The sequence below is a fragment of the Phyllobacterium phragmitis genome, from assembly GCF_002980495.1.
GTDB lineage: Bacteria > Pseudomonadota > Alphaproteobacteria > Rhizobiales > Rhizobiaceae > Paramesorhizobium > Paramesorhizobium phragmitis.
Genome location: NZ_PVBR01000003.1, coordinates 257,140 through 280,398 on the forward strand (window position 1 = coordinate 257,140; position 23,259 = coordinate 280,398).

General features: G+C 59.6%; 20 protein-coding genes, 1 pseudogene and 1 riboswitch. Of the genes and pseudogenes, 13 read left to right on the top strand and 8 right to left on the bottom strand.

Translation table 11 applies throughout. The features are described 5' to 3' along the window. Window positions 1-43 precede the first annotated feature (43 nt). Both fba and C5748_RS05295 read right to left on the bottom strand, forming a co-directional pair. Window positions 44-1,108: a class II fructose-bisphosphate aldolase gene (gene fba, locus C5748_RS05290; protein WP_105740880.1), complete on the bottom strand. Its 1,065-nt coding sequence runs from the start codon at window positions 1,106-1,108 to the stop codon at window positions 44-46. Between the two features lie 28 nt (window positions 1,109-1,136). After that, window positions 1,137-2,174: a class 1 fructose-bisphosphatase gene (locus tag C5748_RS05295; RefSeq protein ID WP_105740881.1), complete on the bottom strand. Its 1,038-nt coding sequence runs from the start codon at window positions 2,172-2,174 to the stop codon at window positions 1,137-1,139. Between the two features lie 354 nt (window positions 2,175-2,528). On the opposite strand from C5748_RS05295, the gene C5748_RS05300 reads away from it, so the two are divergent. Beyond that, window positions 2,529-4,235: a dihydroxyacetone kinase family protein gene (locus tag C5748_RS05300; RefSeq protein WP_105740882.1), complete on the top strand. Its 1,707-nt coding sequence runs from the start codon at window positions 2,529-2,531 to the stop codon at window positions 4,233-4,235. Window positions 4,236-4,341: 106 nt separating this feature from the next. Here C5748_RS05300 and ribB read toward each other — a convergent pair whose 3' ends face one another. Next, window positions 4,342-4,992: a 3,4-dihydroxy-2-butanone-4-phosphate synthase gene (ribB, locus tag C5748_RS05305; RefSeq protein ID WP_105740883.1), complete on the bottom strand. Its 651-nt coding sequence runs from the start codon at window positions 4,990-4,992 to the stop codon at window positions 4,342-4,344. Window positions 4,993-5,087: 95 nt separating this feature from the next. Continuing rightward, a riboswitch (FMN riboswitch) is annotated at window positions 5,088-5,234 on the bottom strand. A gap of 302 nt (window positions 5,235-5,536) precedes the next feature. Between ribB and C5748_RS05310 the strand changes: the two genes are divergently transcribed. From C5748_RS05310 to C5748_RS28790, 10 genes and pseudogenes are all read left to right on the top strand, one after another. Beyond that, window positions 5,537-7,015, top strand: a complete 1,479-nt coding sequence (locus tag C5748_RS05310) for a sugar ABC transporter ATP-binding protein (protein WP_105740884.1) — start codon at window positions 5,537-5,539, stop codon at window positions 7,013-7,015. A gap of 54 nt (window positions 7,016-7,069) precedes the next feature. Continuing rightward, complete coding sequence (locus tag C5748_RS05315; RefSeq protein WP_105740885.1) at window positions 7,070-8,074, top strand: ABC transporter permease; 1,005 nt, start codon at window positions 7,070-7,072, stop codon at window positions 8,072-8,074. A gap of 91 nt (window positions 8,075-8,165) precedes the next feature. Beyond that, complete coding sequence (locus C5748_RS05320; RefSeq protein WP_105740886.1) at window positions 8,166-9,155, top strand: substrate-binding domain-containing protein; 990 nt, start codon at window positions 8,166-8,168, stop codon at window positions 9,153-9,155. Window positions 9,156-9,213: 58 nt separating this feature from the next. Beyond that, entirely contained in the window at window positions 9,214-9,987 is a 774-nt protein-coding gene (locus tag C5748_RS05325) for a GolD/DthD family dehydrogenase (protein WP_105740887.1), read from the top strand. A 29-nt stretch (window positions 9,988-10,016) separates the two neighbouring features. Beyond that, entirely contained in the window at window positions 10,017-11,009 is a 993-nt protein-coding gene (locus C5748_RS05330; RefSeq protein ID WP_105740888.1) for a dihydroxyacetone kinase subunit DhaK, read from the top strand. 12 nt (window positions 11,010-11,021) lie between these two features. Next, window positions 11,022-11,663: a dihydroxyacetone kinase subunit DhaL gene (dhaL, locus tag C5748_RS05335; RefSeq protein WP_105740889.1), complete on the top strand. Its 642-nt coding sequence runs from the start codon at window positions 11,022-11,024 to the stop codon at window positions 11,661-11,663. A 213-nt stretch (window positions 11,664-11,876) separates the two neighbouring features. Next, window positions 11,877-13,961: a bifunctional sugar-binding transcriptional regulator/dihydroxyacetone kinase subunit DhaK gene (locus C5748_RS05340; RefSeq protein WP_105740890.1), complete on the top strand. Its 2,085-nt coding sequence runs from the start codon at window positions 11,877-11,879 to the stop codon at window positions 13,959-13,961. A 47-nt stretch (window positions 13,962-14,008) separates the two neighbouring features. Further along, window positions 14,009-14,659, top strand: coding sequence for a dihydroxyacetone kinase subunit DhaL (gene dhaL / locus C5748_RS05345; RefSeq protein ID WP_105740891.1), 651 nt, complete (start codon window positions 14,009-14,011; stop codon window positions 14,657-14,659). A gap of 81 nt (window positions 14,660-14,740) precedes the next feature. Then, window positions 14,741-14,941: pseudogene (locus C5748_RS29410) on the top strand (hypothetical protein); the annotation flags it as partial. A 146-nt stretch (window positions 14,942-15,087) separates the two neighbouring features. After that, entirely contained in the window at window positions 15,088-15,225 is a 138-nt protein-coding gene (locus C5748_RS28790; protein WP_245428820.1) for a hypothetical protein, read from the top strand. Window positions 15,226-15,261: 36 nt separating this feature from the next. Here the strand turns inward: C5748_RS28790 and C5748_RS05355 are convergent, their stop codons facing one another. From C5748_RS05355 to C5748_RS05375, 5 genes are all read right to left on the bottom strand, one after another. Next, complete coding sequence (locus tag C5748_RS05355) at window positions 15,262-16,710, bottom strand: sulfatase family protein (protein ID WP_105740893.1); 1,449 nt, start codon at window positions 16,708-16,710, stop codon at window positions 15,262-15,264. Between the two features lie 44 nt (window positions 16,711-16,754). Further along, complete coding sequence (locus C5748_RS05360) at window positions 16,755-17,459, bottom strand: FadR/GntR family transcriptional regulator (protein ID WP_105740894.1); 705 nt, start codon at window positions 17,457-17,459, stop codon at window positions 16,755-16,757. After that, complete coding sequence (locus C5748_RS05365; RefSeq protein WP_105740895.1) at window positions 17,446-18,936, bottom strand: tripartite tricarboxylate transporter permease; 1,491 nt, start codon at window positions 18,934-18,936, stop codon at window positions 17,446-17,448. Before C5748_RS05365 ends, C5748_RS05360 begins: the two co-directional genes overlap by 14 nt. A gap of 1 nt (window position 18,937) precedes the next feature. Beyond that, window positions 18,938-19,441 (bottom strand): tripartite tricarboxylate transporter TctB family protein, encoded by a 504-nt coding sequence (locus C5748_RS05370; protein ID WP_158259812.1) that lies wholly within the window; start codon window positions 19,439-19,441, stop codon window positions 18,938-18,940. 61 nt (window positions 19,442-19,502) lie between these two features. Further along, complete coding sequence (locus tag C5748_RS05375) at window positions 19,503-20,498, bottom strand: Bug family tripartite tricarboxylate transporter substrate binding protein (protein WP_158259813.1); 996 nt, start codon at window positions 20,496-20,498, stop codon at window positions 19,503-19,505. 127 nt (window positions 20,499-20,625) lie between these two features. Here C5748_RS05375 and C5748_RS05380 point away from each other — a divergent pair, with 127 nt between their 5' ends. Beyond that, a complete protein-coding gene (locus C5748_RS05380) occupies window positions 20,626-22,083 on the top strand; it encodes a sulfatase-like hydrolase/transferase (protein ID WP_158259814.1) in 1,458 nt (485 codons plus the stop codon). Next, window positions 22,080-23,006, top strand: a complete 927-nt coding sequence (locus tag C5748_RS05385; RefSeq protein ID WP_105740899.1) for a formylglycine-generating enzyme family protein — start codon at window positions 22,080-22,082, stop codon at window positions 23,004-23,006. The genes C5748_RS05380 and C5748_RS05385 overlap by 4 nt, the downstream gene beginning before the upstream one ends. The last annotated feature ends 253 nt before the right edge of the window (window positions 23,007-23,259 follow it).

Below are 23,259 nucleotides of genomic sequence, written 5' to 3' on the forward strand. Positions count from 1 at the left end.
GCATGACACGCAGTGGCGCTATTGGATCAGCCCGCGGAGAACGTCAGGCAAGAACCGGATCCAGTTCTCCCGATTTGTAGCGCTTCGCCATTTCAGTAAGCGTCAGCGGCACGATATTTTCGGCATGCCCTGCCGTACCGAATTGCTCGAAGCGCTCGCGACAGAGTTTGGTCAAGGCGGCCATTGCGGGCTTGAGATATTTCCGGACGTCGAATTCGGCCGGATCTTCGCTCAGCACGCGGCGGACCTGGCCGGTCATTGCCATGCGGCAGTCGGTATCGATGTTGATCTTACGGACGCCGTTCCTGATGCCCCGCTGGATCTCCTCCACCGGCACGCCCCATGTCGGCTTAATGGCGCCCCCATACCGGTTGATGATTTTCTGCAGCTCTTCCGGCACCGATGAGGACCCATGCATGACCAGATGCGTGTTCGGCAACTTCCTGTGGATTGCCTCGATGACATGCATGGCCAGGACGTCGCCGTCTGGCTTGCGGGTGAACTTATAGGCGCCGTGGCTCGTTCCCATGGCGATCGCCAGTGCGTCGACCCTGGTGTCGCGGACGAACCTGACTGCCTCATCCGGATCGGTCAGCAACTGGTCGTGAGACAGCTGCCCCTCGGCACCATGTCCGTCCTCCGCTTCGCCCATGCCGGTCTCCAACGAGCCGAGCACGCCGAGCTCTCCTTCGACAGAGATGCCGCCAAGGTGCGCCATTGTGGTCACCTGCCGCGTCACATTGACGTTGTAGGTCCAGTCGGCAGGCGTCTTGCCGTCCGCTTCCAGAGACCCGTCCATCATGACGGAGGTGAAGCCGGACTGGATGGCGGTCATGCAACTGCCCGGTTCATTGCCATGATCGAGGTGAACGCAGATGGGGATATGAGGATAGATCTCGACGCATGCATCCATCATGTGCCGGAGCATGATGTCATTGGCGTAGCTGCGCGCGCCCCGAGAAGCCTGCATGATGACCGGCGACTTCGTCACACTGGCGGCCTCCATGATCGCAAGCGCCTGCTCCATGTTGTTGATGTTGAAGGCGGGCACGCCGTAGCCATGTTCGGCAGAGTGATCCAGCAATTGTCGAAGCGTAATACGTGCCATGATGATGCTCCTTGTTCCCACACCAGTCTTATTGAGGTTGAGGGCGGCCCATGTAACTGCAAGCCATATCCACCTCATCGGCCGACCCGAATATGAGGCTGGTGCGGCCATGGTAGCTTTGCGGCTGCTTTTCGAGGACCGGCTGATATCCGTCCGATGCCTTGCCGCCGGCCGAAGCGCACAGGAATGCGATCGGGTTTGCCTCGTAGATATGCCGCAGGCGGCCCTGCTCGTAGCCTGGACGAAGATCGTCCGCGTAGAAGAACAAACCGCCTTTCAGCAGGATGCGGTGCAGTTCACCGACAGCCGCGCCGAGCCAGCGCATGTTGAAATCGCGGCCGCGCGGTCCATTCTTGCCCTGTAGGCAATCCTCTACATAGGCCTTCATGCCGGGGCGCAGATGACGATAGACGGACGCGTTGAACGCCAGATCGCCCGTTTCGCGGGGCATCGCCAAATCCTCCGTCAGGATCAGGAAACGTCCGCTTTGAGGATCCATGGTGGCAAGCACCATTTCCTCGCCCACCGAAAAACCAAGATCGACGGAATTGCCGTAGGAAACATAGCCTGCGGCGACCTGCTCGCGCCCCGGCTGCAGGAAAGGGTCCGTGCCGGCCTGATACGGCAGAATGGAGAAGAGCGTCCCGAGAGGCGCACCGAGACCGACATTGCCGGAACCGTCCAAGGGATCGATCGCCACCGCATGCGTTCCACCGGCGTGCCCCATTTCCGGCTCGTCCGCTTCTTCGGAGAGCACCTGTGCCGCGCCCGCGGCAATCAGGAGCTTGACGAAAAGCCGGTGTGATCCGACATCGATACTTTTCTGGCTGTCGCCATCGGCATTCGATCCGACGAGCCGACCCGGATCACCCGGAAGACGGCCCGCGGCAATGCGCGAGGACAGAACCACGGCACCGTGAAGGATCGCTTCCAGCAGCCTCGCGACGGATTGACGACCGCTATCGCCAGCCGCCCAGTCCGCAAGATAGGATTGCACCGGCCTGTGCTTGAAGGCGTTGTCGTCGCCTTCAAGATCGAGCTTCAGCGGATCACGCCACACATTCATTGACGGCCCTCGACGGCATCGATGGAAAGCGCGCGGATACAGTTGGCAAGCTCGAAAGGACCTGACGGCGATGTGGACATATAATTCTCCTGGATGACATGGCCAGAGATACGCCATACGGGCTAATATCACAATAATGAATATCAAAATCACAATTATTATGATGATTTTGGGGAAATCATCGCCAGAATCACCGTTAAATTGTGACATTCGGTCGCGCAGATGCCGCATCTTCACGCAACCAATGGCCTTTGCAACGAAACCCCTTTGTGAGCAATCTTGCTTTCGCGGACAAGGATGAAGCAGAGAGGCGTTCGGCAGGAAACGAACGCACCGGACGAAGGGGAAAACCGAATGACCAAGATACTCAACGACGCAGAAGACTTTGCGACCACGGCGCTTGCGGGCTTTGCCAACGTCTACAGCCGCTATGTCCATCTCGTGCGAGGTGGCGTCATCCGCTCCACCAGAGTTCCGCGCGGCAAGGTTTCTGTGATCGTCGGCGGCGGCTCCGGCCACTATCCGGCCTTTGCCGGCTATGTCGGCCCCGGCATGGCGGATGCAGCGGTTGCCGGCGAAATCTTCGCTTCCCCCTCGACCGCGGCAATCGCACGGGTCTGCCGCAAGGCCGAACAGGGCGGAGGCATCCTTCTCGGCTTTGGCAACTATGCCGGTGACGTCCTCAACTTCGGCGTTGCCGCCGAACGGCTGAGAGCGGAGGGTATCGATGTCAGGATCGTGACCGTCACCGACGATGTTGCCAGCGCACCCGCAGACCGCCAAATCCAGCGCCGGGGCATCGCCGGCGACTTCATGGTTTTCAAGATCGCCGGTGCGGTCGCCGAAGCCGGCATGTCGCTGGCTGAAGTGGAATACGTGACCCGCCATGCCAATGCACGCACCATGTCCTTGGGCGTTGCATTCGGCGGCTGCACGCTGCCGGGCTCCAAGGAACCACTCTTCACCATCCCCACAGGCCGGATGGCTGTCGGCCTCGGCATCCATGGCGAACCCGGCATTCAGGAACGCGGTCTTGTGTCCGCGACGGAGCTCTCGACCCTGCTGGTCGACACATTGCTGAAGGAACGCCCCGCCGGCGGGAAACAGGCCGCGGTCCTGCTCAATGGTCTCGGGGCGACAAAATATGAGGAACTGTTCGTTCTGTGGAACATCGTGGAGAAGACGCTTGGTTCCCATGATGTCGAGATTGTCGGCGCCGAAGTTGGAGAGTTCGTCACCAGCCTCGATATGCAAGGCTGCTCCCTGACGATCATGTGGCTGGACGATGAACTCGAGCGGCTATGGCTCGCGCCCTGCGACACGCCGATCTTCCGGCGCGGCGAAACCTTCCCGACCGAGAGAATTGACGCAGCCCCGAAGGACGAAGACGAAGCACCGATCTATCCGCCATCCTCCGAGGCTTCGAAACGCGACGCGACCTGCCTTGCGGTGCTCTTCGACGCGATCGTCGACGCTCTTGAAAACGCCGAGCAGGAACTCGGCCTCATGGATGCGCATGCCGGCGACGGCGATCACGGCCAAGGCATGCGCCGGGGCGCCACAGCCGCGAAGGAGGCGTTTCATACGGCAGTCGCGAGCGGCGCCGGTGCAAAGTCCGCGCTCGCGGCGGCAGGCGATGCCTGGGCAGACCGGGCCGGCGGCACGTCGGGTGCGATATGGGGATTGTTGCTCAGGTCCTGGAGCGGCGCATTGTCCGATGCCGACCGCTTGAACGCGTCGGTTATTGCCAAAGGCGCTCGCGCAGCCGCCGATGACGTGACACGGATCGGCGGCGCCAAGATCGGCGACAAGACGTTGGTCGATGCCCTCGTACCCTTCGTGGACGCCCTGGAAAAGAACCTATCGGAAGGGCAGCCGCTGTCAAAGGCATGGAGCGCTGCCGCGACCGTCGCGCAAGCGGCGGCGGAGGCGACAGCACCGCTCTCTCCGCGTCTCGGCCGCGCCCGACCGCTGGCAGAACGCAGCATCGGCCATCCGGATCCAGGCGCGATCTCCCTTGCCCTGATCGCGAAAAACATCGCAACCCGCTTAAGCAAATAATCATGAGGCGCAGCAGGCGCATTCGGCTTGATAGCGCCGTCCCGTTATAAGCGGCCAGCGGGAGGATCACGCTGACCGCTGGATAATTGCAGAATAGCCGAAAAGCCTACTCTGCGGCCGCTATCTCAAAGACGGCACCGGCCGCCTGTTTGTGCTGCGTCCTATATTCGATCAGATCCTTGATCGTGACGAGTAGCAGGCCATATTTTTCGGCAAACAGCATAAGCTCCGGCAATCGCGCCATAGAGCCGTCGTCATTGGCGATTTCACAGATCGTGCCCGAGGGATACCGCCCCGCCAGACGACAAAGGTCGGCGGCGGCTTCGGTATGCCCCGGACGGCCGAGAACGCCTTCGGGATTGGCTCTGAGCGGAAAGATGTGACCCGGACGGGCGAACGCTTCGGGGCGGGTACCGTCTTCGACCAGCGCCCGGATTGTTTTCGCGCGGTCGGCCGCCGAGATGCCGGTTGTCGTGCCGGGAATGTAGTCTACCGAAACCGTGAACGCGGTCTTGTGGTATTCGGTATTGCGCGGCACCATCAGGGGAAGGTCGAGCGCATCCAGACGCTCACCTTCCATCGCCACGCAGATCAAGCCGCGGGCATGGTTCATCATGAAGGCGACGGTCTGCGGGGTGATGCTATCCGAGGCGACGATGATGTCGCCTTCGTTCTCGCGATCCTCGTCATCGACGACAATCACCATTTGACCGCATGCAATCGCCTCGATTGCTTCTTCGATTTTAGAGATAGTCATTCCAAGCCTTTCAAGGGTCGTGCTCGTAACCGAGCGCCAAGTATCCCTTGGGCGAACAAAGCATCGATCCGCCGACACATGGGCGACGTTCGCTGCGTTGTCCTCTTCCATCCGGACTATACCGTCGGCTCCGGCATCGCACCGGATCTGCTGACCTTCCGGGATTGCCGGAAGCGCTCGCGGGCTCCGGGACTTCTCCCGATACCGCCGGTGGGGAATTTCACCCCGCCCCGAGAACACTGCATCAATAAGCGAAAGAACCGATGGAACGCAAGACAAGAGCGCGTGATTGTCAATGCAGACGCATTTCCCGGGGTGAACGACTGAGATTCCTGCGGAAAATACAGAAACCGGGCACCGCCCTCTCCGCACGAAGACGCTGAAAAATAGGAACCGTCAATACGCTCAATGGTAGCCGGCACAAACGTCCGCTCGAAGCATTGTTGACAAATGTCGACCATTATCCGAATAATGTAAAGACAGCGGAAGAGGAGCCCGCGCCGGCAAGCTGGCGCAGACCGGGACGACGTTGGGAGGAAATGCCTTGGAGTTTCTGCTTGAGGTGGAAGGACTGCGGAAGTCCTTTGGCGGTGTTGCCGCCCTGTCGGACGGGCGCTTCCAGCTGCGCGCCGGCTCGGTGCATGCTTTATGCGGCGGCAACGGCGCGGGAAAATCGACGTTTTTGAAAATTCTCATGGGAATTCACATGCGCGACGCTGGATCGATCCGCCGCCGCGGCACGGAAGTGACCTACTCGACCCCCGCTGAAGCGCTTGCGGCAGGCATTGCGATCATCGAGCAGGAACTGAGCCCGGTGCCGCACATGACGGTTGCCGAGAACATCTATCTCGGCCGCGAACCGTCCAGCCGTTTCGGCGGCATCGACTTCAAGACCATGAACCGCAACGCACAGGCCCTTTTGGACCGGCTCGGCTTCAACATCCGCGCATCGCTGCTCATGATGAACCTGTCGGTCGCCCAGATTCAACTGGTCGAGATCGCCAAGGCATTGAGCCACAACGCGGAAGTCATCTTCATGGACGAGCCGACCTCCGCCATTGGCGAAAAGGAGGCCCAGTACCTGTTTACGGCGGTCGAACGTCTCAAGGCCGAGGGCAAGGGCATCGTCTACGTTTCCCACCGCCTCTCGGAGATATTTCAGATCGCCGACTCCTATACTGTCTTCCGCGACGGCAGCTATGTCGGCAGTGGCAATCTTGCGGATACCGACAGGCCCAGCCTCATCCGCATGATCGTCGGTCGTGAACTGGGCGACGAATACATCAAGACCAATGCCCCAAGCGATGTCCCAGGCCTCGAAGTATCCGGCCTCACCGCTCCGGGCAAAATCGATGACGTGTCCTTCACCGCCCGCAAGGGCGAGATACTCGGCATTTACGGGCTGATGGGCTCCGGCCGAAGCGAGATATTCAACTGTCTGTTCGGCCTCGATCGGACCTCCAGGGGAAGCATCAGGATCGACGGCGAGGACATCACGGTCGGGAAACCAGCCGACGCGATGGCCCATGGCATCGCCTTCGTAACCGAGGACCGCAAGTCGACGGGCCTCAACCTGACGGACAGCGTGCGCAGCAACATCTGCATGGCCAGCCTTCCCGAACTCAGCCCCCGCTTCAACATGGATCGTCGCATGGAGGCCGATGCCAGCCGGCGGATGGTGGAACGCTTCGACATCAAGGCCGCGCGGGACACCATGCCGGTTTCCGACCTTTCCGGCGGCAATCAGCAAAAGGTCGTCCTCGGCAAATGGTTTCTTCGCAATCCCAAGGTTCTGCTGCTTGATGAACCGACCCGGGGTGTCGATGTCGGCGCCAAACGGGAGATCTACCGCATCGTCTGCGCGTTCGCCGAAGAAGGCGGCACAGTCGTTATGATCTCTTCGGAGATCGACGAAGTTCTAGGCATGTCCGACCGGATCATGGTCATGCGACGCGGGCGGTCCGCCGGGATCTACAGCAGGGAGCAGTCGGACGCGCAGTCGCTCGTTCATCTGTCCACCTGACCTTCAGACAACCAGCGTGATCCCTGCATCGTCGGCATCAGAAAGGTAATATCCGTGTCCAGCACCGAGAAAAATCTGCCCAGCGCCTGGTTCAGCTCTGAACGGCGCAAACTGATCATTCAGGAATACGGGATCTTCGTCGCATTTCTTCTGCTGGCGCTGATCCTTTCGCTGTCGAACGAATATTTCCTGACCGCAGGCAACATCTCCAACATCCTGTTGCAGACGTCGATCAATGGCATTCTGGCGATCGGCATGACCTTCGTCATTCTCACCCGCGGCATCGACCTTTCGGTCGGCTCGGTTGTGGCCCTGGCGGGCATCGTCAGCGCGAGTTTCGCCACCAACTCTTCGACCGCCGGCATTGCAGGCGCACCCTACTCCGCCCTCGTCGCCCTTCCGGTTGGCCTCCTGGTCGGCATCGCCTGCGGCGCGATCGTCGGCATTATCGTCTCGCGGTTCGCGGTACCGGCCTTCGTTGCCACGCTCGGCATGCTGTCGGCGGCGCGCGGCATGACGCTGCTTTATGGCGGCGGCCGCCCGGTACCCGCCCTGACGCCCGAGTTCCGCTGGATCGGCACCGGCAACATCCTCGGCATACCGATGCCGGTCGTGCTGCTCGCGGCCATCTTCGTGATCTCGTGGTGGGTTTTGAACCGCACGCGGTTCGGCCGCTATATTTATGCGGTCGGCGGCAACCCCCATGCCGCCGTCACGTCGGGCATCAATGTCTCGCGGCTGCGTCTGCTGGTTTACGTCATCTCGGGCGGGCTTGCAGGTCTCGCAGGCATGCTGCTTTCGGCCCGCACCGGATCCGCGCTGCCGCAGGCCGGCATTTCCTACGAACTCGATGCCATCGCCGCCGTGGTCATCGGAGGCACGAGCCTTTCAGGCGGAGTGGGCCGCATCACCGGCACGCTTGTCGGCGCCTTGATCATCAGCGTCATGAACAACGGTTTGGACCTGATGGGTATCCAATCCTACTACCAGCAGGTCCTGAAAGGCGCTCTGATCGTCGGCGCCGTCATGCTGGACCAGAAACGGAATCAGGGGGTTTGAAGTCCCTGACACAAAGGGCAGCGGTCGAACCGCACCCCAACTCTTCGGTGCACCGAGGTGGTGACCGGGAATTCAACGGAGGAGAATGAGAATGAAAAAGCTTCTAATTGCGCTAGCCGCAGCGACTGCGCTGATGGCCTCGCCGACGCTGGCACAGGACAAGAAGATCAAGGTCGGCGCCGCTGTATACGGTCTGAATGCGGAATTCATGCAGATCTGGTCGGCCGCCCTTGAAGATCATCCCGCCGTCAAGAACGGCGATGTCGACCTGACCGTTTTCGACGGCCGCTACGACGCTCTCGTCCAGCAGGAGCAGTTCAGCACGATGATCACGCAGCAATACGATGCGATCATCTTCGTGCCGATCGACATCGAAGCCGGTGCAACCGCCGTCCAGGCCGCGCACGATGCCGGTATTCCGGTTGTCGGCTCCAACACCCGCGTGAACTCCGACCTGCTCACATCCTATGTCGGCTCGGACGACACCGTCTCCGGCTATATGGAAGCCAAGACGGTTCTCGACAAGATCGGCTGCAAGGGTAACGTCGTGATCCTCGAAGGACCGATCGGCCAGTCGGCCCAGATCTCCCGCCTGGAGGGCAACAAGAAGGCTCTGGCCGAGTGCCCGGATGTGAAGATTCTGGAAGATCAGACTGCCAACTGGTCGCGTGCAGAAGCCCAGACACTGATGGAAAACTGGCTGACGGCGCACCCGGGCCAGATCAACGGCGTCATCGGCCAGAACGACGAAATGGCGCTCGGCGCGATCGAAGCCATCAAGGCAGCGAACCTGAAAACCGAGGATTTCGCCATTGCCGGCATCGACGGCATCACCGATGCCCTGCATGCGGTCAAGGCCGGTACGATGACATCCATCCTTCAGGACGCTCGTGCACAGGCGCAAGGCGCGCTTGATCTGGCAATCTTCCATGCAAAAAAGGGTGACTACAAGCCGGAATCCGACATCTGGGCCCAGTATCCGGACATGCCTTTCAATGACGGCAAAGATGCGGTCTACAACGTGCCGTGGACCCCGGTAACGGCAGACAACGTGGATAAGCTGCTGGAAGCCCGCCAATAAGAGTTCAGTGCGGGGCGGTATTTCCGCCCCGCAATCGCCAACCGAGGCCTGCAGGAAAATGACCGAGACAGCTCCCAATATCGACCTTGACTTCCCACTCTCCGGCAAGGTTGCCCTGGTAACCGGCGGAGGCTCCGGGATCGGCGCGGCAATCGCATCCGCCTTCGCTTCGAAGGGAGCGAAGGTCGCCATCCTGGACATCGACATATCCATCGCCGCCGCCAAGGCGGATGCGATTGGCGGCAGCGCAAAATCGTTCGCCTGCGACGTTTCCAATGCGCAGTCGGTGAATAAGGCCGTTGCCGACGTTATTGCCGCCTTCGGCACGATCGATATCGCGGTCAACAGCGCCGGCGTCGTGTTCCTCGCACCGGCGGAAGAGCTTTCGCACGACCACTGGGACAAGACCATCAATATAAACCTGAAGGGCAGCTTCCTTGTTACCCAGGCTGTCGGCAAGGCGATGATCGCAGCCGGCAAGGGCGGCAAGATCATCAACCTCGCCTCACAGGCCGGAACGGTCGCTATCGAGGAGCACGTCGCCTACTGCGCCTCGAAATTCGGAGTGATCGGCATGTCGAAGACGTTTGCGGCCGAATGGGGCCGCTACGGCATCAATGTCAACACCATCTCGCCCACCATCGTCCTGACCGAACTTGGCAAGAAAGCCTGGGCCGGCGAAAAGGGCGAGGCCGCCAGGAAGCGTATCCCGGCAGGCCGTTTCGCCTATCCGGAGGAGATCGCGGCCGCGGCTGTCTTCCTCGCGTCCGCAGGTGCGCAGATGATCACCGGCGCCGATCTCCTGATCGACGGCGGATACACAATACTGTGAGCACCGTGCTCGAAAATATAGGAGACACTATGCAGCGGTTCATCAACAACCCCGATGAAGTCGTCGAAGACACCGTCAAGGGCTTCGTGAAAGCTCATTCCGATATTGTTCGCCTTGCGGAAAATCCCCGCGTCATTGCTGCCAGGAATGCGCCTTATCAAGGCAAGGTCGGCGTCGTCACCGGCGGCGGTTCGGGCCATGAACCGGCTTTCATCGGCTACACCGGCACGAACATGCTTGATGCCGTTGCCGTCGGCGAACTCTTTTCGTCCCCGACGGCCAAGAGCTTCTACGACGCCGTTTGCCAAGCCAATGGCGGCATGGGCGTAGTCTGCCTCTACGGCAATTATGCCGGCGACAACATGAATGTAAAGATGGCCGTGAAGATGGCCGCCAAGGCAGGCATCGAGGTCGCGACGGTCGTTGCCAATGACGACGTATGTTCGGCCCCCTGGGAAGAGCGGGAAAAGCGCCGCGGCGTGGCCGGTGAGATCTTCATGTGGAAGATCGGCGGCGCCAAGGCGGCAAGCGGCGCTTCGCTGGAAGAAGTCCGCGCCACCGCCCAGAAGGCAATCGACAATTGTCGTTCCATCGGCGTCGGCCTTGGTCCCTGCACGCTGCCGGCGGTCGGGCACCCCAATTTCCAGATCGAATCCGGCACCATGGAGGTCGGCATCGGCCATCATGGCGAACCCGGCGTGCGTGTCGAGCCCCTGAAGACGGCAAGCGAGATCGCCAGGGACATGTGCAAGATCGTCCTCGACGACCACTGCCTGCCCGAAGGCACCGAGGTCGCCGTGCTCGTTTCGGGCCTTGGCGCGACCCCGCTCAACGAACTCTATATCCTGAATGATACGATCGAAGCGGAAATCACCGGCCGCGGCCTGAAGATCTACCGCACCTATGTCGGCAACTACTTTACCTCCCTGGAAATGGTCGGCGCCACACTGACCGTCATGGCGCTCGATGCCGAACTGAAGAAATTGCTCGACGTCGAAGTTCGTTGCACGGTGGTTTTGTAAAGGAGCCGGGAAATGCAGACATTCAGCAATGCCTCGTCCGGCGACATCGTTCTCGCCATGGCCGACCGGATCGTCGAAAACCGGGCCTATCTCAGCGAGATCGACGGCAAGATCGGTGATGGCGACCACGGGGTCAACATGGCCAAGGGTTTCGGCATGGCTGCCGAACGCCTCAAGGGTAAGAACGTTTCGTTCGGCCAATCCCTTGATACGCTCGGTACAGTGCTGATGACGGAAATCGGCGGTTCCATGGGTCCGCTCTATGGCGTGATGTTCACCGAATTTGCCGAGAAGCTGGAAGGTGCCGAGGAGATCGACGCCAAGGCTTTCAGCGACATGCTTCACGCAGGCCTCGCCGGCGTCCAGTCCATCGGATCCGCCAAGGTCGGCGACAAGACGCTGCTCGATACACTCTCACCAGCCGTCGAAGCGTTCGATGCGGCAATCGCTTCCGGGAAGTCCTTTGCAGATGCTCTCGAGGCGCTTGTCGCGGCGTCGGAGCAAGGCCGCGACTCGACCATCGACCTCGTAGCCAAGATCGGACGCGCCAGCCGGCTCGGTGAACGCTCGCGCGGCGTGCTCGACGCAGGTGCAACCTCCTGCGCAATCATTTTGAAGGAACTGTCGCTCGGCGCATCGGGCAAGCTCCACTGACCTCAGACCGCCGGCGATTCTGACGAGGAAAAAGCACCTCCCAAGGCCGCGTGGCCAAACGGCAACGGCATTGGGCCACGCGCCGCGCCCTGGTGCCCGCCATCAACGGTCCGGCATCGGGGCGCGCCGCGTTGCAAAAACGCTTGTATCGGTCACGCATCGCCGTCATCTTCGAGGCCCTTATCAAGATGTGAGCGTAGAGTTATCAAACGGATGGCATCAGCGAAGAAAGTAGCAGCAAACAAGGCGGGGCTGGCCGAAGGGCCGGATGTCATGCCTCTTCGTTATGGTGACGATCCCTATGTCTGGGCCTGCTGGCTCTATTACGAGGAAGGCCGCACCCAGGGCGAAATCGCCGGTATCATGGGAATATCGCGGGCAACGGTGAACAGTTACCTCGCCGATGCCCGAGACCGGGGAATCGTCAAGATCTCGCTTGAACCGGCGCGGCTCAGCTCGCTTTCGATAGCACAGGAACTGAAGCGTCATTTCGGCCTGACGGATTGTCTTGTCGTACCGAGCGACGATGGATCCCGTGCGCTCATCGACCGTCTAGGTTCAGCCGGCGGGCAGGCGTTGGCAAAGCTCCTGAAATCCGGGGATACACTTGCCGTCGCCTGGGGTCGCACGACCCTGTCGATCGCGGAAAACCTGTCCGTTTCCAATCTGCAGGACGTGACGGTGGTGCAGGCAACCGGCGGCACGCGTGCGACCTTCGCCTACACGCCGGAGCTTTGCGCATCGACGGTTGCCACCGCCATCGGCGCCAGGCTGGTCAACATCACCGCGCCAGCGATCGTCTCCAGCGTGGGCGTTCGTTCGGCAATCCTGCAGGAGCCACTGCTGGAAGAACAGTTCGCCGTCCTTGCCCGGGCCAACAAGGCTTTGTTCGGCGTTTCATCGCTTCGCCCGAATTCCACCATTCACACCAGCGGCTTCTTTGAATCGGTTTCCATTCAGGACTATCTGGCGAAGAACGCCGTCGGTGTCGTCGCCGGCCGGTTCATAGACCCGCACGGACATCCCGTAGCCGGTCCGTTGGACGAGCGCACCATCGGTATTTCTCTCGACATGCTGAAGAATATCGCAACGCGTATCGCTGTCGCCGGCGGTTTCGACAAGGTGCCGGCAATCCTGGCTGCGCTCAGAGGCGGATATGTGAATATCCTCGTCACCGACGCAGCGACCGGGCGAGGCATACTGAACGCCGACGGCGTAACCGAATTCGATCAGAAGGCATCGCAACGTTCGCGTTCCAAAGAGACGGTGCAGCTTCCAAGCAATTTTCGCACCCACATCAAAAAGTTCCTCAATAATCCCAATGACGTGGTCGAAGAGATGCTGGACGGCGTGACGAAGGCGCACGCTGCCTATATCCAGCCAGTCAAGGGATCAAACCGAAGCCTGGTCGCAAAAAACGGCCCTCGCAAGGGCAAGGTCGGCCTCGTCATCGGCGGCGGCACCGGACATGAGCCGTGCTTTCTCGGCTATGTCGGCAAGGGGCTCGCCGATGCGGTCGCCGTCGGCAATATCTTCTCTTCACCGCCCCCGACGCCCATCCTGGAATGTACAAAAGCTGCTTCCGGTGGCGAAGGCGTCCTGTTCGTCTATGGCAACTACGCCGGCGACGTTATGAACTTCGAAATGGCGGCGGAAATGGCGCAGGATGAGAAGATAGAGGTCCGCACCGTTCTCACCACCGACGACATAGCCTCGTCCCCCATCGAAGACCGCGAAGGACGGCGCGGCGTCGCCGGAAACGTTTTCGTCTTCAAGATTGCCGGTGCGGCCTGCGACCGCGGCCTTTCGCTTGCCGAATGCGAGGCGGTCACGCGCAAGGCGAACAACCGGACATTCACCATGGGCGTGGCGCTCGAGCCTTGCTCGTTGCCGCAGACCCGGCGGCACAATTTCGAGATCGGGCCGGATGATATCGAGATCGGCATGGGTATCCACGGCGAGCGTGGTGTCGTGCGCGACCAGATGATGCCTGCCGACGAGATTACCGACCGGATCATGGACCGGATCTTTTCAGAGATGAAGGCGGTGCAGGGTGATCGCGTTGCCGTGCTCGTCAATTCATTCGGAGCAACGCCGCTCATGGAGCTCTACATTCTGTTCCGACGCGTTGCGCAGCGCCTGAGCGCCAAGGATATCAGCATCGAAGCGAACTGGGTCGGCCACTACTGCACCTCGCTGGATATGGTGGGAGCGTCGATCTCGATCCTGCATCTGGATAGCGAATTGTCGGAATTGCTCCATCATCCGTGCGATGCTGCATTTTTGAGAGTGCGCTGAGATAGCCGGAGTGAGTGGGGGGCTTGTGATCGAGTTGAGGAATTCCAATGTCTGAAAGTGCAGCGCGCCGACTGAGCCGGATGTTCCAGCTGATATCCTTTGCGATCGACGCGAAACAGGATCACCTGTCCCATCTCGACGGCGCGATCGGCGATGCCGATCACGGGATCACGATGTCGCTCGGCTTTACCGCCGTCAACAGCGAGCTCGCCAAGCTCGACCTTGGCCGCACGCTGCCGTCCGACGTGTTTTCCGCGGCCGCCACGGCATTTCTCAATGCCGTCGGCGCATCGACCGGACCACTTTATGCGACCGCCTTCCGCAGGGCGGCGCAGGCACTAAAGCCGCTGGAAAGTCTCTCTCCGGCCGACCAGGCAATCATCATCGAGGCCATGGCCGCGGGCATCAAGGACCGGGGCAAGGGACAGCGCGGCGATAAAACGATGCTCGATGCCTGGATCCCGGCTGCCGAAGCCGCTGCGGAAGCGGTCTCCCGCGGGGCCACGGCTGCCGAGATGTGGAACAGCATTCTTGCCGCCGCCGAGGATGGCGCCAATGCCACAAGATCAATGGTCGCAGCGCGCGGCCGCGCGGCCCGGCTCGGAGAACGGTCGCTGGGACATATGGATCCGGGTTCCGCTTCCGCCGTCATAATACTCAGCGCCATGCGGGAAGCCTTCACCGAGGGCTGTTCTTGACCGCCCTAAACGGATTTGAACCTGGGCAGGCAAGGCGAGCCTTCCACCGCCTGGATGCGCGCCTTCGGCCGGACCGGGACCATGGGATCGGACAACTTCCTGGCCGACGGGCCGGGCTTCGATTATGATATCGCCGGCTTCCAGGCCGGGCTCGATCTCTACCGCCGGGAGCACGGCATGGGTTCAGCCGGGGGCTCTTCCGGGCAGGCCGGCCTCTCGTTCGGCGCCACCACCGGCAACGCCGATGTCGAGCACATCATCGACGGCCACTGGACTCATTTCGGATCCAAGGGCTGGTATCTCGACGCCGTTGCCCAAGCCACCTGGTACCAGGATATATCGGCCAGTTCGCAGTGCGGCGAGAATGTCCGCACCGACGGTTGGGGCGCAATCCCATCCACCTCGCCGTCGATCGGGCGCAGACCTGGATGCAGCTCGAGCTTGGTCTCACCGGCCAGATCGCCGCCAACACCTTCGGCTTCGCCTCGGGCGATTACAAAGTCTCGGTCGATGGGGCCGCCAGCCACAGCTACGGCGGACGTCTCGGCCTGAAATACATCTGGTGATCCTGGCGATGACCGGCTCCCGCACGGCATCGTCGCTTACGCAGGTTCCGCCAGAGGAACCACCGTACGCTTCCTCACGTTCCTGGTTCGGATCGTGCTGTTCACATACCACTCGAGCATCACATTTTTCAGCTCTTGTTTGACGGTCGCTGAATCCGGATCATCCCACAGGTTTGTTCGCTCCCCAGGATCATTGACCAGATCGAACAATTGCCCGAAGTCCTGGCCGGCAAAATGGACAAGCTTGTGGGTTTTGGAACGAACCATGGTCAGGTATTCCGCGCCTGTCAGGTTCACATCCTTTCCCTGTTCGCAGAATACGTGACTACGCCCTTTGAAGCTCTTTCCATCCAGGGCCGGATTGAGGGATTCGGCTTCGTAGGAGTCCTCCAGGGAGACGCCTGCCCATTCCAGAATCGTAGGCCCCAGATCAAACAGCTGGACCAGTTCGCCCACGTCTCGCCCGCTATCGAAGCGTGAGGGTGCACTGATGATCAGCGGAACCCGGGTGACCTCTTCATAGGGTGCCCACTTCTGGCTGAGGCCATGATCTCCCAGGCAATCGCCGTGATCGGACGTGAAGATGATAATCGCATTGTCGAGGCGACCAGCTTCTTCAAGCGCATCCAGTATCTCGCCAACTTCGCGATCGATCATCTCCACATTGGCGTAGTAGTAGGCTCTCATGCGGTGAAGTTGATCGCGGGAGGGCTTCAGGTCCCATGCGACGGAATCATGGTCCACTTCCACGTCATGACGACGCTTCTCGACAAAGGGTGGCGGGAGTTGCTCCAACTCCTCCTCGGTCACCTCAGGCAGCGGCACATCACGCTGCATGTATTTCTCAGCATAATCCGGCGTCGGATCATAGGGGGGATGCGGTCCGGGAAAACCGACCACGAGAAACAGCGGCTTCTCCATGGGCTTGGTTTTGAGCCACCAACGGGCCATTCCGCCCACGAAATTATCGGACTGGAGATGCGCGGGCAGATCCCATGTAAAGGCGCCCAGGCTGGTCTTGTAGTCGGCACGCTTTCGGTATTCCTCGCGCTGCTGCTTTTTCAGTCCGTTTGCCGCAAGCGCCTTGTCCCACTCGTCGAAGAACCAGCGACCTTCATAGTAGCGGTCCTTGTTTTCGACGACGAAACGCTCGTTAAAGCCGGCTGGCGCATCATAGGGGATGGTGTGCATCTTGCCGATGTTCACGGTGTGGTATCCCGCCTCTTGCAGCTTGGAAACCCAAGTCCGGCTCCATTCCTGACCGTTGGCCAGGACCCCGTTGGTATGCGGATAGTAGCCTGAGAAAAGGCTCGCCCTGCAGGGCACGCAGCTTGGGGCGGTGACGTGGCAGTTGGAAAAGGTCACGCCTCGTTCGGCCAGGCGATCCAGATTGGGGGTATCCATATGGTCTGCCCCCAAGCTCCTTATCGTATCGTAACGCTGCTGATCGGTAACGATCATTACGATATCTGGTTTTCTGGACATGGTTGATCCTTCAGTTCGAAAAGACATTCGGCACGACAGGCCGATCAGAGATTGAGGTCGAAAAAGCGCTCGGCCAGCACGTCGATATGAGCGCACATGGCAGTCTTCGCGACCTCCGGCAGCTCGCGTTTGATAGCTTTGTAGATGGCTTTATGATCCTCCACCGAGCGCCGTCGATTTGCGGGATGGCGGGTGGCATCGTACCAACGGTCCCAAAGTGCGCTCTCGCGCAGGCGCCACAAATGGGCGACATAATTTTCGATCAGGCTGTTTCCCGCAGCACTCGCAATAAGCATGTGAAACTCAGCATCGGCCTGATCGAAGCGGGGAACATCATCAATGCGGGCCTCCATGCGCTCTATGCAATCGGCGAGGGCCGCAATTTGGGCTTCCGTTGCACGCTGCGCCGCGCGAAAGGCGGACTCGCCCTCCACCATCCGGCGCGCTTCAAGCACTTCCCATGGCCCCACCTCCTCAACGGGAAGAAGCTCGCCGCGTGACTTTTCCCGAAGATTTTCCGGCAGTACAAAGACGCCAGAGCCAATCCGAATTTCGACGAAGCGCATGATTTCCAGGGCAAGCAGAGCTTCTCGAACCGTTGTTCGGCTCACCTGCAAAGTCGCAGCGAGCTCTCGCTCCGGCGGCAGTCTGTCGCCTGTTTTGTAGGTTCCAGCCGTAATGCTGTCAGAAAGATTCTGGGCAATCTCTAGATAGCGTCGCCCACCGCCAGGCAATTTAAGTATGGTCATTCTCAAGTTTCTCTCTGTTTGTCCTGACACGTTCCAGAATCACGGGCCACATCAAGGTCAGAACCGCCAGGAGCAGGAAGAACATCGCGTATGGTCGGGCGAGGATTTCCAGGACATTGCCATCCGACATCATGAGCGATGCTCTCAATTGCTCTTCCGCGATAGGGCTTAAAACAAATCCGATGACGAATGGCCCGAGAGGAACACGTGCCGCCTCAAGACCCAAGCCGATGACGCCGAACCCGATCATCACCCACACGTCGACGAAGCTGTTGTTGACCGCGTAAGAGCCCACGACGCAAAAGACGAGAATGCAGCCAAGAAGGCCTGCGCGCGGTATCTGCGCCAGCCTGGCAATGTATTTGACGGCGCTCCACATCAGGACCAGCATGATGATGTTTGCGATCAGATATGCAGCGATAATGCCGTAGGCGATCTCCGGCGCGTTCTGGAACAACAGCGGACCGGGCTGGAGATTGTGGATTGTCAGCGCGCCGATCAGTATGGCTTCCGTTACGCTGCCGGGAATTCCCATCGTGATAAGTGGAATGAGTGCGCCACCAATCGAGGCATTGTTGGCGCTTTCGCCGGCCACGACACCCGGCTCATGCCCTTTTCCGAACTTTTCCGGTTCGCCGGAGACCTGCTTTGCTGTCGTGTAAGCGACGAGAGCGGCGATATTGGCTCCGATCCCCGGGAGAAGGCCGATCCACGTTCCAATCACCGAGGACCTCAACATATTCGGCCCATGAACCCTTGCGTCGGACCACGACAAGGGCAGACGCGCCTTGGGAAGCGCAGGCTGATTGCTGGTCTTCGCGGCGCAGGAGTCCCGAAGGATCTGGCTTATCGCAAAGGCTCCAATGAGGACCGGAAGCAATCCAAACCCTGATAAAAGCGCATCATGCCCGAAAGTCAGCCGAGCGCGCCCGATAGAACTGTCTATACCCGGCAACGCGAAGGCCATTCCCAGTGCCGCCGCCAAAAGCCCCTTCACCATTGAGCTATGGGCAAGTGCTGCCAGCATCACCAACGCCATAAGGACGAGGGTGAAGTACTCCCAAGGCCCAAATTTGAGTGCGAAACGGGCAAGCGATGGGGACATCCCGGCAAGAAAGCCCCAAGAGATGATGCCCCCGACCACAGAAGCCAGAATGCCGAGCGCGAGGGCGCGTTCCGCACGATTGTCCTGAGCCATGGGATAGCCATCGAAAGTGGTGACGATGGAGGCTGGCGTGCCGGGCATTCTGAGCAATATTGCCGTAATGAGTCCGCCTGAAATCCCCCCGACATACTCGCCTATCAGCAGAGTTACCGCGCCCACCGGATCCATGTGGAATGTCAGCGGCAGCGTCAGAGCAATCAGCATCGAAGCGGTCAGTCCAGGGATCGCTCCGACAACTATCCCAAGCGCCGTTCCCGCAAGCAGCAACAGCAGATTTTGCCATTCGAACAATAGGATGAATGCATCTGCCATCTCAGCCCAGATCCACATGGAGAAAATTGAAGAACACGAAGCTCAAGGACAGCGAAAGTATTATCCCGACGGCACCAAAAGTGACGATGGAACGAACGCTGAAAGCGCTAAGCACAAAACCGTTTACAACGAGCATCAGCGTTGTAGCCGCCACAAACGGCACCTCTGCAAAGTCCAGCGCCGCGACATAGGTGACGAGGGTGATGAACATTGCCCATCCACGCCACAGAGAAACCCCTGATGCTGCGGCCTCTTCCCGTGCGATCTCGTCGAACTCATCCGCTGTATCTGCGCCCACCCGCAACAACGCGCGCACTGCTATGATTGCAGCGAAGACGATCAGTAGCACTGCCAATCCTCTGGGCAATGCTGCTGAACCAAGAGGTTCAAAGCGCGGCGCAGGCAGGGACGACGCCCCATAGAGAAGCAACGAAGCGCCGATCACCACACATAATGCCAAAATGAGATCCGTACATTGGCGACGGTCAATTTTACCAAGCAACATGATTGAGACCACCATTATTGGGGCCGGGCGATCAAAGGACACCCGGCCATTAATTTGTCGGCTATTGAATGGTGTCGGCAACCCGTTTCAGCTGCTCAAGTGTCTTTTGCGCATCGGTCATCGCGTCGGGACCATTCGTCCAATACGGCTCCAGCGTGTTGTTTCGAAAATACTCGACGATCTCCGGATCATTGATTGCCTTCTCCAGCGCACCGGCCAATGCATCGACTGCCTCATCGGGCGTATCGGCCGGCGCAAGCCACCAATTGGGGTTTGCCCAGGACACATTATAGCCAAGCTCAATCGCCGTAGGCACATCCGGCAAGTCAGGCAGACGCTCCCGTCCGAAATAGACAAGCGCCTTCAGTCCGTCGCCTTGCGCAAGAAATTCAGACGCAGCAAAAAGCGCGATGTCGGCATTGCCGCCCAGAACGAGCCGCAAGCGATCAGCGCCACTATTGGCTGTCACATAACGCGTTTCAAAGCCGGCTTCATTGGCAAGGATCGCTCCCACAAAATGCGGGATCGTTCCAATACCCACGGCTTCCACGAGACTGCGGGGGTTTTTCTTGAGGTGCTCGACCAACTGATCGAGGGTATCGAACGGCGCATCTTCACGAACAACCCATACCGGGCTGCCGCCACCCGTGTAGCCAATCGACTTGAAATCTTCAAGGCCGAAGTCGCCAAGTTTCATCGCCGTGGCAATAAGCAACTGGTGGTGCCAATGTATGATCGCATGACCGTCAGCCTCACCACGCTTCATCTGGCTGACGGCGTTCGCGCCGGCTCCGCCATCGGCATTCACAACAACCATCGGCTGGCCAAGCCATCCATTTTCCTTGATCTTCTCTCCAAGCATGCGCGCTACAACATCGGTTCTCCCGCCCGGCTTGAAAGGTACGATCACTTTGATAGGCTTCGCTGGAAATTCCTCCGCCGCGACCGGCGAAGTCGTCATTGGTCCAACCACTGCCAAGGCGGCAATGGCCAGGCCTGCAAATAAGGCTGCGCGCGATAGATGCGCGGCAGCGCCTCGAAGCGACAAATAGCGCATGAATTCTCCTCCCATTGAACCGATTGCAGCTTGCTACGATCGGTCCAACCAATGTAAGGAAGAAGCCTCCATCTGTCTAGACCAATTTTGGTGGGCAGAAAAGACCGGGAGCAATGAGGAGCCGCGGATGGGTGAGCGACCGAACATCGTGATGTTCATGACTGATCAGCACGCCGCCAGAATTTTAGGCTGTGCCGGCGACCGCTCGGCCGAGACACCAAACCTCGATCGGTTGGCGGCACAGGGCACTCGCTTTGAAAATTGCTACTGTCCCTCGCCTCTCTGTGTTCCGTCCAGAACGGCATTCCTGACCGGGCTGGAACCTCATCAGTCCGGTGTCTTGACCAATGATGACTATCTCGCCTCAGACATTCCGACGATCGCTCATGCAATGGCCGCAGCCGGCTATGAATGCGGACTGATTGGCCGAATGCACTTTTATGGACCAGATCAACTCCACGGTTTCGGTTCGCGGCCCATAGGAGATATCGGCGCCAGTTATCCAGGAGCAAATCCGCCGGATATCGGCGACCTGACGAAAGGAAGAGGCAATCGCGGTCCCGAGCTTGAGTTTTCAGGGGCCGGTGAGACCTCCTATCAGGCCTATGATGCGGCGGTTGCGAGCCATGCCGAAGAAGCGCTCAAGCGGGTGGCGGAGCAGCGCAGTTCATCAGCGAAGCCATTTTTCCTGCTGATCAGCTTCTTCTGCCCTCATCCCCCATATATCGCACCCGATGAAGATTATACGGCCTTCGAAGGCAAAGTTCCGCCACCGACATTGTCGGAACCCGCAGATGAACATCCTGCGCTTCAGGAGTGGCGAGCGGCCGGTGGGATGCGCGGCGTATCCCGATCGGCGACGAGGCGAAGCCGGACAGCCTATTATGGGCTAGTACGGATGATAGACCGCCTGATTGGCCGCCTGTTGGATCAGATGGATGACCTTGGCCTGTCTGATGCGGTGACCATCTATGCATCGGACCACGGAGAATGCCTGGGCGAAAGAGGGCTCTGGTGGAAGAGCGTCATGTACGATGCGAGCGCGAAGGTCCCGCTCATCATCAGGGCGCCTTTTGCCACACCCGGATCTCTCGATCACAGGGTCTGCAATCTGATCGACCTGTCCGCAACACTGCTTGAACTGGCCGAAACGCCAGGTCTCCCGGGGCATAAAGGGCACAGCCTCATATCCCCTGAAAATCAGCATCTGCGGACATTCAGCAGCTATTATGGCGGCCTGATGAATATCAAATTACCCCTGCATCAACACAGAATGATCCGCTCGGGCAGCTATAAGCTCACCCACTACGGAGGCGGCGCACCCACTCTGTTCAATCTTCAAAGCGATCCTCACGAACTTGACGACCTCGCGGACAATCCGGACTATGCAAACATCCGGAACGACCTGGAACGCTTGCTAATGGATGGATGGGACGCCGAGAAAATCAAGGCGATGCAGGAGATGAGCGCAGCGCGCAATGCCGTCATTCGCCGTTGGGTGAAGGCAACCGATCCCTCGGAACCTGCTCGATGGTTTGATCCCCATCCTGAACGAAACCGCTATCGGGAAAGCCAGAGCATATGACCTGCTGCCCTTCCCGCACCGAAAGCTCGTTGCCGGCCGCTGCTGCTTCAACATTTGAGCCAGGCTACCGCACACCGCAAACTATTCCCGGCCGCTTCGTCTCGATAGATGGCGGCAAGAGTTTTGTCGGCACAAACAATCCGCAGCACCGCAGCGATGGCGAGGCTCCGCGCCGGAAATCGACACTAACGCCCTATCGCATTGATCCCTACACGGTGACAAACCGATGGTTCCGGGAATTCGTATCCGCCACCCGATACACCACCGACGCGGAGCGATATGGCTGGTCACTGGTGTTCCAGGCATTCGTGCCGCAAGGCAGGCAATATCAGCGTGTCGTGGACACGCCGTGGTGGCTACGCGTCGACGGCGCTGACTGGGCCCATCCCTTCGGCCCGTCTTCTTCCATAAAAGGTATCGAAGACCATCCCGTTACCCATGTTTCCTGGAACGATGCGAATGCCTTTTCGGTCTGGGCTGGCGTGCGACTGCCTACTGAAGCCGAATGGGAACACGCGGCGAGAGGCGGCCTGATGGACGCGACCTTCCCCTGGGGTGAAGAAGAACCGAGCGACACGGTTCCGCTTTGCAATATCTGGCAAGGAACCTTCCCACATCATAATACGCAGGCTGACGGCTATCTGGGAACCGCGCCTGTCCACGCCTTCCAGCCAAACGGCTACGGATTGTACAACATGGCGGGGAACGTATGGGAGTGGTGCTCGGATCCTTTCCGCATCCATTCTGTGGGTCCGAACGCAAAAAAGCAGAACGCAGCTGCTGCAAATTCAGGAATCCGCATTTTGAAAGGGGGTTCCTTTTTGTGCCATCGCTCATATTGCTACCGATATCGGATTGCGGCACGCACAGGCGTCAGTCCGGACAGTTCGACAAGCCATGTCGGCTTCCGCGTCGTAAATTGAGTGCTTCCGCAACCAGGTACGCGGCACGAGATCTGGTTCATCGGCAGCCGCAGTGGAAACTGCGCTGAGCACCCAAATATGCCATACATCTTCTTCTGAGCGAGCATGGATCGGCTGAGGGCTCAAACGCGCTGATATACATCGCTACGCTGCTCATTGGCCTTAGTCATGAATCAATCTCCCTTTTTCCCGCGAAGCGGTCTTCTGCCTGGAGGGCAGGAGCTCCGGCCGCCGACTTTTGCGATGGAAACTC